General features: G+C 69.8%; 12 protein-coding genes. 11 read left to right on the top strand and 1 reads right to left on the bottom strand.

Annotation, left to right across the window (positions count from 1 at the left end; genetic code table 11):
- Positions 1–26: 26 nt before the first annotated feature.
- Positions 27–1,832: a bifunctional metallophosphatase/5'-nucleotidase gene (locus ACWGO0_RS22240; protein ID WP_453537583.1), complete on the bottom strand. Its 1,806-nt coding sequence runs from the start codon at positions 1,830–1,832 to the stop codon at positions 27–29.
- A 297-nt stretch (positions 1,833–2,129) separates the two neighbouring features.
- Here ACWGO0_RS22240 and mshD point away from each other — a divergent pair, with 297 nt between their 5' ends.
- From mshD to pstB, 11 genes are all read left to right on the top strand, one after another.
- A complete protein-coding gene (gene mshD, locus ACWGO0_RS22235) occupies positions 2,130–3,065 on the top strand; it encodes a mycothiol synthase (RefSeq protein ID WP_453537580.1) in 936 nt (311 codons plus the stop codon).
- A 96-nt stretch (positions 3,066–3,161) separates the two neighbouring features.
- Positions 3,162–3,572: a GntR family transcriptional regulator gene (locus tag ACWGO0_RS22230; protein ID WP_453537577.1), complete on the top strand. Its 411-nt coding sequence runs from the start codon at positions 3,162–3,164 to the stop codon at positions 3,570–3,572.
- Positions 3,569–4,474: an ABC transporter ATP-binding protein gene (locus tag ACWGO0_RS22225; protein ID WP_453537574.1), complete on the top strand. Its 906-nt coding sequence runs from the start codon at positions 3,569–3,571 to the stop codon at positions 4,472–4,474. Before ACWGO0_RS22230 ends, ACWGO0_RS22225 begins: the two co-directional genes overlap by 4 nt.
- The gene (locus ACWGO0_RS22220) at positions 4,471–5,448 is read left to right on the top strand and encodes a hypothetical protein (protein WP_453537571.1); all 978 of its coding nucleotides are present in this window, start codon (positions 4,471–4,473) and stop codon (positions 5,446–5,448) included. The genes ACWGO0_RS22225 and ACWGO0_RS22220 overlap by 4 nt, the downstream gene beginning before the upstream one ends.
- 253 nt (positions 5,449–5,701) lie before the next feature.
- Positions 5,702–7,954, top strand: coding sequence for an RNA degradosome polyphosphate kinase (locus ACWGO0_RS22215; protein WP_453537568.1), 2,253 nt, complete (start codon positions 5,702–5,704; stop codon positions 7,952–7,954).
- Positions 7,941–8,969 carry a CHAD domain-containing protein gene (locus ACWGO0_RS22210; protein WP_453537565.1) on the top strand — a complete coding sequence of 343 codons (1,029 nt, stop codon included), beginning with the start codon at positions 7,941–7,943 and terminating at the stop codon, positions 8,967–8,969. The genes ACWGO0_RS22215 and ACWGO0_RS22210 overlap by 14 nt, the downstream gene beginning before the upstream one ends.
- Positions 8,966–9,376 carry an NUDIX hydrolase gene (locus tag ACWGO0_RS22205; protein ID WP_453537562.1) on the top strand — a complete coding sequence of 137 codons (411 nt, stop codon included), beginning with the start codon at positions 8,966–8,968 and terminating at the stop codon, positions 9,374–9,376. The genes ACWGO0_RS22210 and ACWGO0_RS22205 overlap by 4 nt, the downstream gene beginning before the upstream one ends.
- A gap of 231 nt (positions 9,377–9,607) precedes the next feature.
- Positions 9,608–10,744 carry a phosphate ABC transporter substrate-binding protein PstS gene (gene pstS / locus ACWGO0_RS22200; RefSeq protein WP_453537559.1) on the top strand — a complete coding sequence of 379 codons (1,137 nt, stop codon included), beginning with the start codon at positions 9,608–9,610 and terminating at the stop codon, positions 10,742–10,744.
- A gap of 150 nt (positions 10,745–10,894) precedes the next feature.
- Entirely contained in the window at positions 10,895–11,887 is a 993-nt protein-coding gene (gene pstC / locus ACWGO0_RS22195) for a phosphate ABC transporter permease subunit PstC (RefSeq protein WP_453537556.1), read from the top strand.
- Positions 11,884–12,966, top strand: coding sequence for a phosphate ABC transporter permease PstA (gene pstA / locus ACWGO0_RS22190; protein ID WP_453537553.1), 1,083 nt, complete (start codon positions 11,884–11,886; stop codon positions 12,964–12,966). Before pstC ends, pstA begins: the two co-directional genes overlap by 4 nt.
- 40 nt (positions 12,967–13,006) lie before the next feature.
- Positions 13,007–13,783, top strand: a complete 777-nt coding sequence (gene pstB / locus ACWGO0_RS22185; protein ID WP_453537550.1) for a phosphate ABC transporter ATP-binding protein PstB — start codon at positions 13,007–13,009, stop codon at positions 13,781–13,783.
- Positions 13,784–13,867 lie beyond the last annotated feature (84 nt).

The raw sequence follows: 13,867 nt of genomic DNA, 5'->3' as shown, positions 1-13,867 counted from the left end.
TCCGGCGATCGGGTGGGAAAACGCGGTTACTTGATGATCGTGATCCGGCCCGTGGCCGGCGGCGCCAGCGGCGCGGAGGCCGTGGAGTGCGCCGCCAGGTAGGCGTTGAACAGGTCCAGGTCGGACGCGCCGACCAGCTTGTTCGTGCCCTGGCCGAGTGCCGGGAAGCCGTCGCCGCCGCCCGCGAGGAACTCGTTCATCGCGACGCGGTAGGAGGCCGCCGGGTCGATGGCCGCACCGTTGAGCTTCACGCTGTCGACGACCACGCGGGCCGCGCCCGTCTTCGTCATGTCCAGCGTGTAGGTGAGGCCCTCGGACACCTGGAGGATCTTCGGGGACGCCTCGTTGGAGCCGCTGACCTGCTGCTGGAGCGCGGCGATCAGCTGCGCGCCGGTGAGGTCGACGACGTTCATCATGTTGGTGAACGGCTGGACGGTGAACGCCTCGCCGTACGTCACCACTCCGTCGCCCTCACTGCCGGAGGCCGTGTAGACGAGGTCGGAGCGGATACCGCCCGGGTTCATGAAGGCGACCTGCGCCCCGCCCTTGTCCGCCGGGGCCAGGCCCTCCAGCTGTGCGTCGGCGATCAGGTTGCCGAGCGGCTTCTCGGGGACCGTGGAGCCGCGGCCGTTGATGTCGGCGGAGATGAAGCCCTGCGGGCGGCCGGCGATCGGCGCCGCGAGAGTGTTCCAGCGGGCGATCAGGGCCGTCATGTCGGTGGCCTTGGCCTGGTCCCGGGTGACCACGTGGTTCGCGGACTTCACCGACGTACGGACGATGTCCTTTGTGCGGCGGTCGTACGTGAGGGTCGTGTCCGTGTAGATCTTGCCGAACGACGAGGCCGAAGTGACCATGCGCGGCTTGCCCGCCGGGTCCGGGACGGTGCAGACGTACGCCTGGTGTGTGTGGCCCGTGACAAGGGCGTCGACCTTCGGCGTGATGCCCTTGGCGATGTCGACGATCGGCCCGGAGATGCCGTCACCGGCGCCGGGGCTGTCGCAGTCGTAGTTGTACGCGGTGGAGGCCGGGGCGCCGCCCTCGTGGATCAGCGCGACGATGGACTTGACGCCCTGGCGGTCCAGCTCCTTGGCGTACTTGTTGACCGTCTCGATCTCGTCGTGGAACTCCAGTCCCTTGACGCCGTTGGCCGTGACGATGTTCGGCGTGCCCTCCAGGGTCACCCCGATGAAGCCGATCCTGACGCCGTTCTTCTTCCACACCGTGTACGGCTTGAGGATCGGCTTGCCGGTCTTCTCGTTCGTCACGTTGGCCGCGAGGTACGGGAACTCGGCGCCCTCGAACGTCTTGCCCTGCTCGTAGCAGCCCTCGACCGGGTGGCAGCCGCCGTTCTGGAGGCGGCCAAGCTCCGTGGCGCCCTCGTCGAACTCGTGGTTGCCGACGGCGGAAACATCGAGGTCGAGGCCGTTCAGCGCCTCGATGGTGGGCTCGTCGTGGAAGAGACCGGACAGCAGCGGGCTCGCGCCGACCATGTCGCCACCGGCCGCGGTGACGGAGTACGGGTGGCCCTCGCGCGCCGTGCGCAGCGAGGTCGCCAGGTACTCCACGCCACCGGCGGGTATGGCCTTCGTCGTACCGTCGGCCTGCCTCTCGGTGACCGAGCCTGCCGAACCGGCCGGCGGCTCCAGGTTGCCGTGCAGGTCGTTGAAGGACAGCAGCTGCACGTCGACGGTGCGCCCGGACCCGTGGTGGTCCGTGCCCCGGTCATCGGCACCGGCCGGCATCGCGGCGACGAGTGCGCCGACGGTGGCGAGACCGGCCGCGGCGGCGAGCACCCGCCGGGACGCGCGGTTCTTCTGCGGAGTCGCTGACATCGGTCCCCTTTGAGTTCAGCGGGAGGTTTGGGAGATGTGGAGAGGGTGAAGAGTTTTTCGGACGCAGCCTAGAGTCAACGCGCGTAGCGCGACAGGGTTTTCGGGTTACGACCGGGTTGCTTCCCGGTCGGTACGGGGCCGAACACCGCACATCCCCCCTTTGGCGTACACAGCAGGGCAGAAACGTCACGGCGCGGGGACGCTCGACCAGCCGGTACGCCCCGCGCGGCCACGGACGCGTGCCGACCCGCGCCGCACCCCCACCTCCCCCACCCCGCCCGCCGTACGCTCGTACACATGACGACAGACGTACCCCTCCCCTCCCCCGGACGCGAGATTCACACCCTCGACGCGCTCACCCCCGAGCTGGCCGAAGCCGTCCTCGACCTGCTCGCAGAGGCCACCCGGACCGACGGCAGGCAGGCGGTCTCCGAGCAGGGGCGTCTTCAGCTCAGGGGCGGGCACCGCGAAGGCGTACGGCACTTCCTCCTCACCATCGACGGCGTACTCGCCGGGTACGCACAGCTGGAGGACACCGACCCCGTCGAGGCACCGGCCGCCGAGCTCGTCGTCCATCCTTCCCACCGCGGCCACGGGCACGGCCGCGCGCTCGGCGCCGCGCTCCTCGCCGCGACGGGCAAGCGGCTGCGGGTCTGGGCGCACGGCGGAAAGTCCGCGGCACGGCATCTGGCCCAGGTGCTCGGCCTCTCCCTCTTCCGCGAACTGCGCCAGCTCCGACGCCCCTTGGCCGGATCGCTCATCGCGGAACCGACGCTGCCGCCGGGTGTCACCATCCGTACGTTCGTCCCGGGCGAGGACGACGCGGCCTGGCTCGCGGTCAACCGCGCCGCCTTCGCCCACCACCCCGAGCAGGGCTCCCTGACCCAGCGGGACCTGGACGACCGCAAGGCCGAGCCCTGGTTCGACCCGAAGGGCTTCTTCCTCGCCGAACGCGAGGTGGAGGGCAGGCGGGAGCTCATCGGCTTCCACTGGACGAAGGTGCACGCCGAGGAGCAGATCGGCGAGGTGTACGTGGTCGGCATCCTCCCCGAGGCGCAGGGCGGCGGCCTCGGCAAGGCGCTGACCGCGATCGGCCTGCGCCACCTGGCAGCCGAGGCGCTGCCGACGGCGATGCTGTACGTCGACGCGGACAACGTGGCGGCCCTGAAGGTGTACGAGCGGATGGGCTTCGTGACGCACGAGGTGGACCTGATGTACCGCACGGAGTCCTGAGCCGGCTCCTGCAACACCCCTGGGGGCGGCGTCTCTTGACGCCGCCCCTTCCTTACGCCACCCTTTCACTACTCAATTAGTGAAAGGGTGGTGAACATGGCAGAGTCCGCAGCGGTCGAGTACCGCATCGACCGGCGCAGCGGCATCGCCACGTACCTCCAGATCGTCCAGCAGACCAAACAGGCCCTCCGCCTGGGCGTGTTGGAACCCGGCGACCGGCTGCCCACCGCCCGCGAGGTCGTGGAGGCCACGGCCATCAATCCCAACACCGTGCTCAAGGCGTACCGCGAACTCGAACGCGAGGGCCTCGTCGAGGCGCGCCGCGGGCTGGGCACCTTCGTCCGCCGCACGCTCGGCAGCGCGGCCACGGCCACCGACGCGCCGCTGCGCTCCGAGCTCGCCGACTGGGTCCGCCGGGCCCGCACCGCAGGACTGGAGAAGGACGACGTGAGCGCGCTCTTCACCGCCGTACTGGACAGCACATACAAGGGGGACAAGGACCAATGACAGGCGCCGCGATCGAGGCGAACGGCCTCGGTATGAAGTACGGCCGCGGGGCGGGCAGGTGGGCGCTGCGCGACTGTTCGTTCCGGCTGCCCGCCGGACGGGTCTGCGCCCTCGTCGGCCCCAACGGCGCGGGGAAGTCCACCCTGCTCGCGCTGACGGCCGGCCTGCTCCGGCCGACCGAGGGATCGGTCCGCGTGCTCGGCTCCGACGCGCCGGGCGAGGTGCGGGACCGCATCGCGTACGTGTCCCAGGACAAGCCGCTGTACCCGCAGCTCACGGTGGCCGACACGCTCTGGGCGGGCCAGGAGCTCAACCCGGCGAGCTGGGATCCGCCCACGGCCGGCCGCATCACCTCGTCCCTCCCGCAGGACGCCAAGGTCCGCTCCCTCTCCGGCGGTCAGCGCACCCGGCTCGCGCTCGCGCTGGCGCTGGGCAAGCGGCCCGCGCTGATGCTGCTGGACGAGCCGATGGCCGACCTCGACCCGCTCGCCCGCCACCAGCTGATGGGCGTCCTGATGGCGGAGGCCGCCGAGCACGCCACCACCATCGTGATGTCCTCGCACATCCTCACCGAGCTGGAGGGCGCGTGCGACTACGTCCTCCTGGTCGACGGCGGCCGGGTCCGGCTCGGCGGCGAGACGGACGACATCGTCGCCGCGCACGCGGTCCTGACCGGACAGGTCCGCGATCTCGCCCCGCACACGGTTGTCGAGTCCCGCACGACGGGACGTCAGCTGACCGCGCTCGTACGGACGGAGGGCCCGGTGGACGACATCGCCTGGGACGTGACGGAACCATCGCTGGAGGAACTGCTCCTCGCCCACCTCCGCTCCCCGGACGCGCCGCCGCTGCTCACGCCGAGCGCGCAGCGCGAGAGCCGTGAGGCGGTGGCGTCCGCATGAAGACCCTCATACCGAGCGGGCCCGCCCGCGTGGTCGTACGGCAGCACCGGCGGGCATTCCAGGCACTGGGCGCGGTGGTGCTCCTGGCGATCGCTGCCCTGGTCGGCGTCCTGCTGTGGACCGATCATGCGGCTGACACCTTCGCCGCGACGGGCTGCTCGGTCGAGAAAAGAGTCTCGGGGTGCGACCAGACGGTCCGCGACTTCGTCGACAACCAGTTGTGGCTGAACGACTCCCATTCATGGGCCGGGCTCCTGATGGTCGTCCTGCCCGCGCTCGTAGGGGCCTTCGCAGCCGGCCCGCTGATCGCCCGTGAGCTGGAGAGCGGCACCCACAAACTGGCGTGGACCCAGTCCGTTTCGCCCGCCCGCTGGCTGGCCGCCAAACTTGCCGCGCCTGCCGTGCTGACGCTGGCCGCGACGTCCGTGCTCTCCGCCGCCTGCGCGTGGTTCTGGTGGCAGAACGAGAACGGCTACTACCGGGAGGCCCCCTGGTACGACCGCTTCGTGTACGGCTCGCTCGGCACCGTACCCGTTGCATACGCCCTGCTCGGGCTCGCTCTCGGCGCACTCGCCGGGCTGCTGGTGCGGCGCACCGTCGCCGCCATGTCGGTGACCGTGCTCGCCACAGGCCTGGTGGTCTTCGCCCTGAGCACCGTACGCAGCAGTCTCTGGCCGGTTCGTACGGACGCCTACCTGCTGAGGAGCTTCCACGGATTCCCCCGCGACGCATATGTCGTCGAGAACGGCTGGCTGACCAGCAGTGGGACTCGGCTGCCACCCGACCTCTGCTGGGAGCCGACCAGCGAACTCAAGGAGTGCCTGGCCCGCAACGACGTCACATCGCGCTACCTCGACTACCACCCCACCTCGCACTTCTGGCCCCTCCAGCTCGTGGAGACCGGCATCCTGCTCGCCCTCGCCGCCCTCGCCGTAGCCCTCGCCTTCCGCGCCCTGCGCCGCCTGCACAGCTGATCAGGGCCGTACGCCTCGCCCGGCCGGGCGAGGCGTACGGTGGGCCCCCACCCCGGCCCCACCAAACCCGCACACCGCAGCCTGCATGTCATGTCGCCGTTACCAGCCATTCAGAAGCGCTTGCGACCCTCACGGGATGCAGCCAGCTGTGCCCACCCCCCGCAACGGCAGACCCCGTGGGTCCGACGGGCCTTCCGCGATCTTTCCGGGCTCCGACGCGCCCCAGGAGCCGTCCACGCGGAACAATAGGTCCATGAGCCAGCAGCCCAGCTCCGAGGTCCCGGTCCAGCCCGCCCAGCCGTCGGTCGGCTCACTCGCCGCGCACCGGCCCCGCGCCGTCGCCGGCACGGGTTCCAACGGCGTCGGATTCTCCACAGCAGCCGATCTGGACCCCGATCTCGACGCCGACGCGGATGCGTACGAACCCGACCGGGACGGCGACGAACTGCCCCAGGGACGCTTCCTCGACCGGGAGCGCAGCTGGCTCGCGTTCAACGAGCGGGTCCTCGAACTGGCCGAGGACCCGGCGACCCCCCTCCTCGAACGGGCTAACTTCCTCGCCATCTTCGCGTCGAACCTGGACGAGTTCTTCATGGTCCGCGTCGCCGGTCTCAAGCGCCGTATCGCCACCGGCGTCGCCACCCGCTCCGCGTCCGGCCTCCAGCCGCGCGAGGTCCTCGACCTCATCTGGACGCGCTCGCGCGAACTCATGGCCCGGCACGCCGCCTGCTACCAGCAGGACATCGCCCCCGCGCTGTCCGACGAGGGCATCCAGCTGATCCGCTGGCCCGAGCTGACCGAGAAGGAGCAGGCCCGCCTGTTCACCTTCTTCCGGCAGCGGGTCTTTCCGGTCCTGACCCCCCTCGCCGTCGACCCGGCGCACCCCTTCCCGTACATCTCGGGGCTCTCGCTCAACCTCGCCGTCGTCGTACGCAATCCGGTCAGCGGCCACCGGCACTTCGCCCGGGTGAAGGTGCCGCCGCTGCTGACCCGGTTCCTGGAGGCGTCGCCGCAGCGGTACGTCCCCATCGAGGACGTCATCGCGGCCCACCTCGAAGAGCTCTTCCCCGGCATGGAGGTCCTCGCCCACCACATGTTCCGGGTCACCAGGAACGAGGACCTGGAGGTCGAGGAGGACGACGCCGAGAATCTGCTCCAGGCCCTGGAGAAGGAGCTCATGCGGCGCCGGTTCGGCCCGCCGGTCCGCCTGGAGGTCGAGGAGTCCATCGACCCGTACGTACTTGACCTGCTGGTACGCGAGCTGAAGATCTCCGAGACCGAGCTCTACCCGCTGCCGGGACCGCTCGACCTCACCGGCCTCTTCGGCATAGCGTCGCTGGACCGGCCGGAGCTGAAGTACCCCAAGTTCATCGCGGGCACCCACCGGGACCTGGCCGAGGTGGAGTCCGCATCCGCGCCCGACATCTTCGCCGCGCTGCGCGAGCGGGACGTCCTGCTGCACCACCCGTACGACTCGTTCTCCACCTCCGTCCAGGCGTTCCTTGAGCAGGCGGCGGGCGACCCGGACGTCCTCGCGATCAAGCAGACGCTGTACCGCACCTCCGGTGACTCGCCGATAGTGGACGCCCTGATCGACGCCGCCGAGTCCGGCAAGCAGGTCCTCGTACTCGTCGAGATCAAGGCCCGCTTCGACGAGCAGGCCAACATCAAGTGGGCCCGCAAGCTGGAGGAGGCCGGCTGCCACGTCGTCTACGGCCTCGTCGGGCTGAAGACCCACTGCAAGCTGTCGCTCGTCGTCCGCCAGGAGGGCGACACCCTGCGGCGCTACTCGCACGTCGGCACCGGCAACTACCACCCCAAGACCGCCCGCCTGTACGAGGACCTCGGCCTGCTCACGGCGGACCCGCAGGTCGGCGCGGACCTCTCGGACCTCTTCAACCGGCTCTCCGGCTACTCGCGCCGCGAGACGTACCGCCGGCTGCTGGTCGCCCCGAAGTCCCTGCGCGACGGGCTGGTCGCCCGGATCAACAAGGAGGCCGCCCACCACCGCGCGGGCCGCCCCGCGTACGTCCGCTTCAAGGTCAACTCGATGGTCGACGAAGCGATCATCGACGCCTGCTACCGGGCCGCGCAGGCGGGCGTGCCCGTCGACATCTGGGTACGCGGTATCTGCGCGATACGCCCCGGCGTCACCGGCCTCTCCGAGAACATCCGGGTCCGCTCGATACTCGGCCGCTTCCTGGAACACTCCCGGGTCTTCTCCTTCGGCAACGGAGGCGAGCCCGAGGTCTGGTTCGGCAGCGCCGACATGATGCACCGCAATCTCGACCGCCGGATCGAAGCACTGGTCAGGGTCACCGACCCCGCCCACCGCGCGGCCCTCAGCCGGCTCCTGGAAACAGGTATGGCGGACACCACCTCCTCCTGGCACCTCGGTCCCGACGGGAACTGGACGCGGCACGCCACCGACGGGGACGGGCAGCCGTTGCGACACGTACAAGAGATGCTCATTGACGCCCGGAGGCGCCGGCGTGCGACGCCCTGATCATCAGACGACGACGCGGGAGACCGCGGAACTCCCCGCGGAACTCTCCGCGGGAGCGGTCCTCGGACCGTATCTCCAGACGCAGGCCGGAGACTTCCTGCGCAGCCTGCGGCTGCACCGCGAGCACAGCGCGCCGACCGACGGCGGCAGCCGCGGCGCGGAAGAGGCCGCCGGTGCGCTGCGCCGCTCGGCCCGCCGGATCGGCGGGTCGCTGCACACGTTCCGGGGGGTGCTCGACGCGAGCTGGGCCGACCAGCTCCGTACGGAACTGGCCTGGCTCTCCGGCACGCTGGCCCGTGAACACGCGTACGCCACGCGGCTGACCCGGCTCCTCGAAGCGCTGCACGGGCTGTCGGGGACGACGCTGCCGGCGGCCCGTTCCGCCACCGGGAACCCTGATACCGCCTCCGCCGCCTCCGACAAGGAGCGCGCCGCGCTCGGCGTCGGTGCGGCACGGGCCGGGGCGCTCCTCGAACGGCAGCTGACCCTCGCCCGGACGCGCGCCCACTCCGCGGCCCTCCAGGCGCTCGGCTCCTCCCGCTTCCACGCGGTCGCCGACGCCGTCGCGCTGCTCGCCTCCGACGTACCGCTGGCCGCCTCGGCCGCCGCTCCGGCCGCCGAGACGCTGTACGACCCGGCGGAACGCACCGAGAAGCGGCTGCTCGTCGCGGTGGCGGCCCTGCCGCCCGACGAGGCGGTGGAGCCGTACAACGAGGCTCAGGACGCGCCCTGGCATCAGGCCCGTCTGCTGCTGCGGCTGCACCGGTACGCCGACGAGGTCGTGCGGGGCACGCCCGATCCGGTCCTGGCGGGGGCGGGGAAGGCGCTCGACCTGCACCGGGACGCGGCGGAGGCGGCCTCGGCCGCGGCTGCGGCGGCCCGGACACCGCGGATCGCCCCGGCTACGGCGTACGCACTCGGGGTGCTCCACGCCGACCAGCGGCACGAGGTGGAGGCGGCCCGCAGTGTGTTCCGGGAGACCTGGCCGTACACGGCGGCCGTGACGGGCCCATGAGCGAGCCGGCCGGCCCCGTGCTGGCGGCGGGCTGCGTGCTGTGGCGCCGCTCGCCGTACGACGGGGGGCTGGAGATCTGCCTGGTGCACCGGCCCCGTTACGACGACTGGTCGTTCCCCAAGGGCAAGCTGAAGCGCGGCGAGACGGCGCTGGCGGGCGCGCTGCGCGAGGTCCTGGAGGAAACCGGCCACCACTGCACCCCGGGTCCCGGCCTGCCCACGTCCCGGTACGAGGTGAACGGCCGCCCGAAAGAGGTCGCGTACTGGGCGGCGGAGGCGACGGGCGGCACTTTCACGCCGAACGACGAAGTGGACCGGGTGCTGTGGCTCTCCCCGGTGGCAGCCCGCAACCGGCTGACCCACCTCCGTGACCGAACCCAGCTGACAGCCTTCCTGTCCCGCGTCTGAGGACAGTGTCCGAGTCCGGGTCCCGCCGGTGACTCGCCGGTGATCCGGGCGGCAGAACCAGCCCGTCCGACACGGTTCACCTTCCGTTCACTCTGACCCGTAGGCGGCTTCACCTGTTCTGCCTAATTTCGGACGTACACGGTGCGCGGCGCCAAGCCACAGCACCATTCCTCATCGCACGCCGTCGTAGAACGAAACGACCACGGCGGCTCCTGGAAGGAAACACCCGAAGTGAAGCTTCAGCGCAAGAACCGGCTTCGTGCCACCGCGCTCGGTGCCCTCGCCGTCTCCGGCGCCCTGGTCCTCACGGCGTGCGGTTCGGACAACAACACTGGCAGCGAGACCGGCGGCACCGGCGAGAAGACCAGCGCCGCGTCGAACATCAAGTGTGACGGCGCCAAGGGTCAGCTCCTGGCCTCCGGCTCCAGTGCGCAGAAGAACGCCATGGACCTCTGGGTCAAGAACTACATGGCCGCCTGCTCCGGCGTGGAGATCAACTACAAGTCCTCCTCCTCCGGCGAAGGCATCATCGCCTTCAACCAGGGCACCGTCGGCTTCGCCGGCTCCGACTCGGCGCTCAAGCCCGAAGAGGTCGCCGAGTCGAAGAAGATCTGCAAGACCGGCCAGGGCATCAACCTCCCGATGGTCGGCGGCCCGATCGCCGTCGGTTTCCACCTGGAGGGTGTCGACAGCCTCACGCTGGACGCCTCCACGCTCGCCAAGATCTTCGACAACAAGATCAAGAAGTGGAACGACCCGGCGATCGCCAAGCTCAACGACGGCGTCAAGCTGCCGGACAAGGCGATCCAGGCGTTCCACCGCTCCGAGGACTCCGGCACCACGCAGAACCTCGGCAAGTACCTCGGTGCCGCGGCGCCGAGTGACTGGAAGTACGAGGCCGAGAAGAAGTGGCCGGCCCCCGGTGGCCAGGCCGCGTCCGGCTCCTCCGGCGTCGCCGCCCAGGTGAAGCAGGTCGACGGCTCGATCGGTTACTTCGAGCTCTCGTACGCCTCCTCGCAGTCCATCACCACCGTGGACATCAACACCGGCGGCGCCGCCCCGGTGAAGGCCACCTCGGAGAACGCGTCCAAGGCCATCGCCGCCGCCAAGGTCAAGGGCACCGGCAAGGACCTGGCGCTCGACCTGGACTACACCACCAAGGCCGAGGGTGCCTACCCGCTGGTCCTGGTGACGTACGAGGTCGTCTGCGACAGCGGCAACAAGGCCGAGACCCTCTCCACGGTCAAGTCCTTCCTGACCTACACCGCATCGGACGAGGGCCAGAAGGTCCTGACCGACGCCGGTTACGCCCCGATCCCGACCGAGATCAACGCCAAGGTCCGCGAGACCGTCGCCGGTCTCTCGTAACACCTCGCAGCACCCGGCAACACCTAGCGACACCTGGCAGGCCGGTCCGGCGCACCTCTCCGGACCGGCCCGCCGCCCGCCCTACACAACCCATCCGGTGCACCGCCGCCAGGGGAGCCACTCGCTCCCCCACACAGACCGGAAAGACGCATGGCAACCATCACACCGATAGACACACCACCGGCCCCGCCGGCCCCACAGAAGCGCGCCAGGTCCACCGGGCGCGCAGGCGACAAGATCTTCCTGGGCCTCTCACAGGGTTCAGGCATTCTGCTGCTCGTGCTCATGGCGTCCATCGCCGTGTTCCTGAGCTACCGCGCCGTACTCGCCGTCTCGAAGGACGAAGCCAACTTCTTCACCACCTTCGACTGGAACCCGGCCGGTGATCCGCCGGTCTTCGGCATCGCGGTCCTTCTCTTCGGCACCGTCGTCAGCTCGATCATCGCGATGGCCATCGCGGTTCCGATCGCTGTCGGCATCGCCCTCTTCATCTCGCACTACGCGCCCCGCAGGCTGGCCGCGCCCCTCGCGTACGTCGTCGATCTGCTGGCCGCAGTGCCGAGCATCATCTACGGCATCTGGGGCGCCCTGTTCCTCGTGCCGTACCTGGAGGGCCTGAACCTCTGGCTCGACCAGTTCTTCGGCTGGACGTACATCTTCGAGAAGACCGAGGTCGGCGTCGCCCGCTCGCTCTTCACCGTCGGCATCCTGCTCGCGATCATGATCCTGCCGATCGTGACGAGCGTCAGCCGCGAGGTCTTCCTCCAGGTCCCGAAGATGAACGAGGAAGCCGCGCTCGCCCTGGGCGCCACCCGCTGGGAGGTCATCCGCCTCTCCGTGCTGCCGTTCGGCCGCTCCGGCGTGATCTCCGCGTCGATGCTGGGACTCGGGCGCGCGCTCGGTGAGACGATGGCCGTAGCCACGGTCCTGTCGCCGAGCTTCCTCATCTCGCTGCATGTGCTCAACCCGGGCGGCGGCACGTTCGCCCAGAACATCGCCGCGAAGTTCGACGAGGCCAACCAGCTCGGGCGTGACGCCCTGATCGCCTCCGGCCTGGTCCTCTTCGTTCTCACCCTGCTGGTCAACGGCGCCGCGCGGCTCATCATCGCCCGCCGCAAGGAGTACTCGGGGGCCAACGCATGAGCACCACACACACGAGCGTCCAGGAACTCCCGACGCCCACTCCGCCCACGGGCGAGAACACACTGCGCAGCCGGACTCTCCCCCGCTGGGCCCCGGCCGCCTTCGCCCTCGTCTCGGTCGCGCTCGGCATCGGGATCGGCTCGGCGGCCGGCTGGCAGAGCCGCATCCAGTGGGGCCTGGTCTCCGCGCTGCTGTTCGTGGCCATCTCGTACGTCGCCACGACGGTCGTCGAGAACCAGCGCCAGGCCAGGGACCGTCTCGCCACCAGCATCGTCTGGGTCTGTTTCCTCCTCGCCATCGTCCCGCTCGCGTCCCTGATCTGGACGACGGTGAGCCGCGGCATGAAGGTGCTGGACGGCTACTTCCTGACCCACTCCATGGCCGGTGTGCTCGGTACGGAGCCGGGCGGCGGCGTCTACCACGCGCTGATCGGCACCCTGGAGCAGGTCGGAATCGCCACGGTGATCTCCGCCCCGCTCGGTCTGCTGACCGCCGTGTACCTGGTCGAGTACGGCAAGGGTGCGCTGGCCAAGGCCGTCACCTTCTTCGTCGACGTGATGACGGGCATCCCCTCGATCGTCGCCGGCCTCTTCATCCTCTCGATCATGCTGATGGCGGGACTCCAGCCGTCCGGCCTGATGGGCTCACTGGCCCTGACGATCCTGATGATCCCGGTCGTGGTCCGCTCCACCGAGGAAATGCTGAAGCTCGTACCGAACGAGCTCCGCGAGGCATCCCTCGCACTCGGCATCCCGAAGTGGCGCACCATCCTGAAGGTGGTCATCCCGACCGCGATCGGCGGCATCACGACGGGCGTCATGCTCGCCATCGCCCGTATCGCCGGTGAGACCGCACCGATCATGCTGCTGGTCTTCGGTGCCCAGCTGATCAACCCGAACCCCTTCGAAGGCGCCCAGTCGTCGCTCCCCTTCTACATCTGGGAGCAGTACAAGATCGGCAGCGAGGCGTCGTACGACCGCGCCTGGGCCGCTGCACTGGTCCTGATCGCCTTCGTCATGATCCTCAATCTGGTGGCCCGCGGCATCGCCCGCTGGAAGGCCCCCAAGACCGGTCGCTGACGCGGCCATCAGCGACCTCCCGAAAGAAGCAGTGATCCACATGGCCAAGCGAATCGACATCGGCGGTCTCACCGCCTACTACGGCAGCCACAAGGCGATCGAGGACATCTCGATGACCGTGGAGCCCCGCTCCGTGACCGCCTTCATCGGCCCGTCCGGCTGCGGCAAGTCCACCTTCCTGCGCACCCTGAACCGCATGCACGAGGTCACCCCCGGTGGCCGCGTCGAGGGCAAGGTGCTGCTGGACGACGAGAACCTGTACGGCCCGGGCGTCGACCCGGTCACCGTGCGCCGCACGGTCGGCATGGTGTTCCAGCGCCCGAACCCGTTCCCGACCATGTCGATCTTCGACAACGTCGCGGCGGGGCTGCGCCTGAACGGCAAGTACCGCAAGAGCGAGCTGAACGACACGGTCGAGAAGTCGCTGCGCGGCGCCAACCTCTGGAACGAGGTCAAGGACCGCCTGAACAAGCCCGGCTCCGGGCTCTCCGGCGGCCAGCAGCAGCGCCTGTGCATCGCCCGCGCGATCGCGGTCGAGCCGCAGGTCCTCCTCATGGACGAGCCCTGCTCGGCCCTGGACCCGATCTCGACCCTCGCGATCGAGGACCTGATCGGTGAGCTGAAGGAGCGCTTCACGATCGTCATCGTGACGCACAACATGCAGCAGGCGGCCCGTGTCTCGGACCGTACGGCGTTCTTCAACCTCTCGGCGGTGGGCAAGCCCGGCCGCCTCATCGAGATAGACGAGACGGAACGGATCTTCTCCAACCCGTCGGTCCAGGCCACCGAGGACTACATCTCCGGCCGCTTCGGATAACCCCTGAACGCCTTGTGGGTGCTGCATGGCGGTGCCACCCATACGGCAAAGGGTCCGCCCCGCTCTCCTCACGGAGAGCGGGGC

The organism is Streptomyces sp. NPDC055749 (assembly GCF_053617235.1).
This window is presented reverse-complemented; position numbering and strand designations above follow the sequence as displayed.

Excerpts from the sequence above, each read along its gene's own strand:
- ACWGO0_RS22240 (WP_453537583.1), bottom strand. The coding sequence starts at position 1,832 with ATGTCAGCGACTCCGCAGAAGAACCGCGCGTCCCGGCGGGTGCTCGCC.
- mshD (WP_453537580.1), top strand. The coding sequence starts at position 2,130 with ATGACGACAGACGTACCCCTCCCCTCCCCCGGACGCGAGATTCACACC.
- ACWGO0_RS22230 (WP_453537577.1), top strand. The coding sequence starts at position 3,162 with ATGGCAGAGTCCGCAGCGGTCGAGTACCGCATCGACCGGCGCAGCGGC.
- ACWGO0_RS22225 (WP_453537574.1), top strand. The coding sequence starts at position 3,569 with ATGACAGGCGCCGCGATCGAGGCGAACGGCCTCGGTATGAAGTACGGC.
- ACWGO0_RS22220 (WP_453537571.1), top strand. The coding sequence starts at position 4,471 with ATGAAGACCCTCATACCGAGCGGGCCCGCCCGCGTGGTCGTACGGCAG.
- ACWGO0_RS22215 (WP_453537568.1), top strand. The coding sequence starts at position 5,702 with ATGAGCCAGCAGCCCAGCTCCGAGGTCCCGGTCCAGCCCGCCCAGCCG.
- ACWGO0_RS22205 (WP_453537562.1), top strand. The coding sequence starts at position 8,966 with ATGAGCGAGCCGGCCGGCCCCGTGCTGGCGGCGGGCTGCGTGCTGTGG.
- pstC (WP_453537556.1), top strand. The coding sequence starts at position 10,895 with ATGGCAACCATCACACCGATAGACACACCACCGGCCCCGCCGGCCCCA.
- pstA (WP_453537553.1), top strand. The coding sequence starts at position 11,884 with ATGAGCACCACACACACGAGCGTCCAGGAACTCCCGACGCCCACTCCG.
- pstB (WP_453537550.1), top strand. The coding sequence starts at position 13,007 with ATGGCCAAGCGAATCGACATCGGCGGTCTCACCGCCTACTACGGCAGC.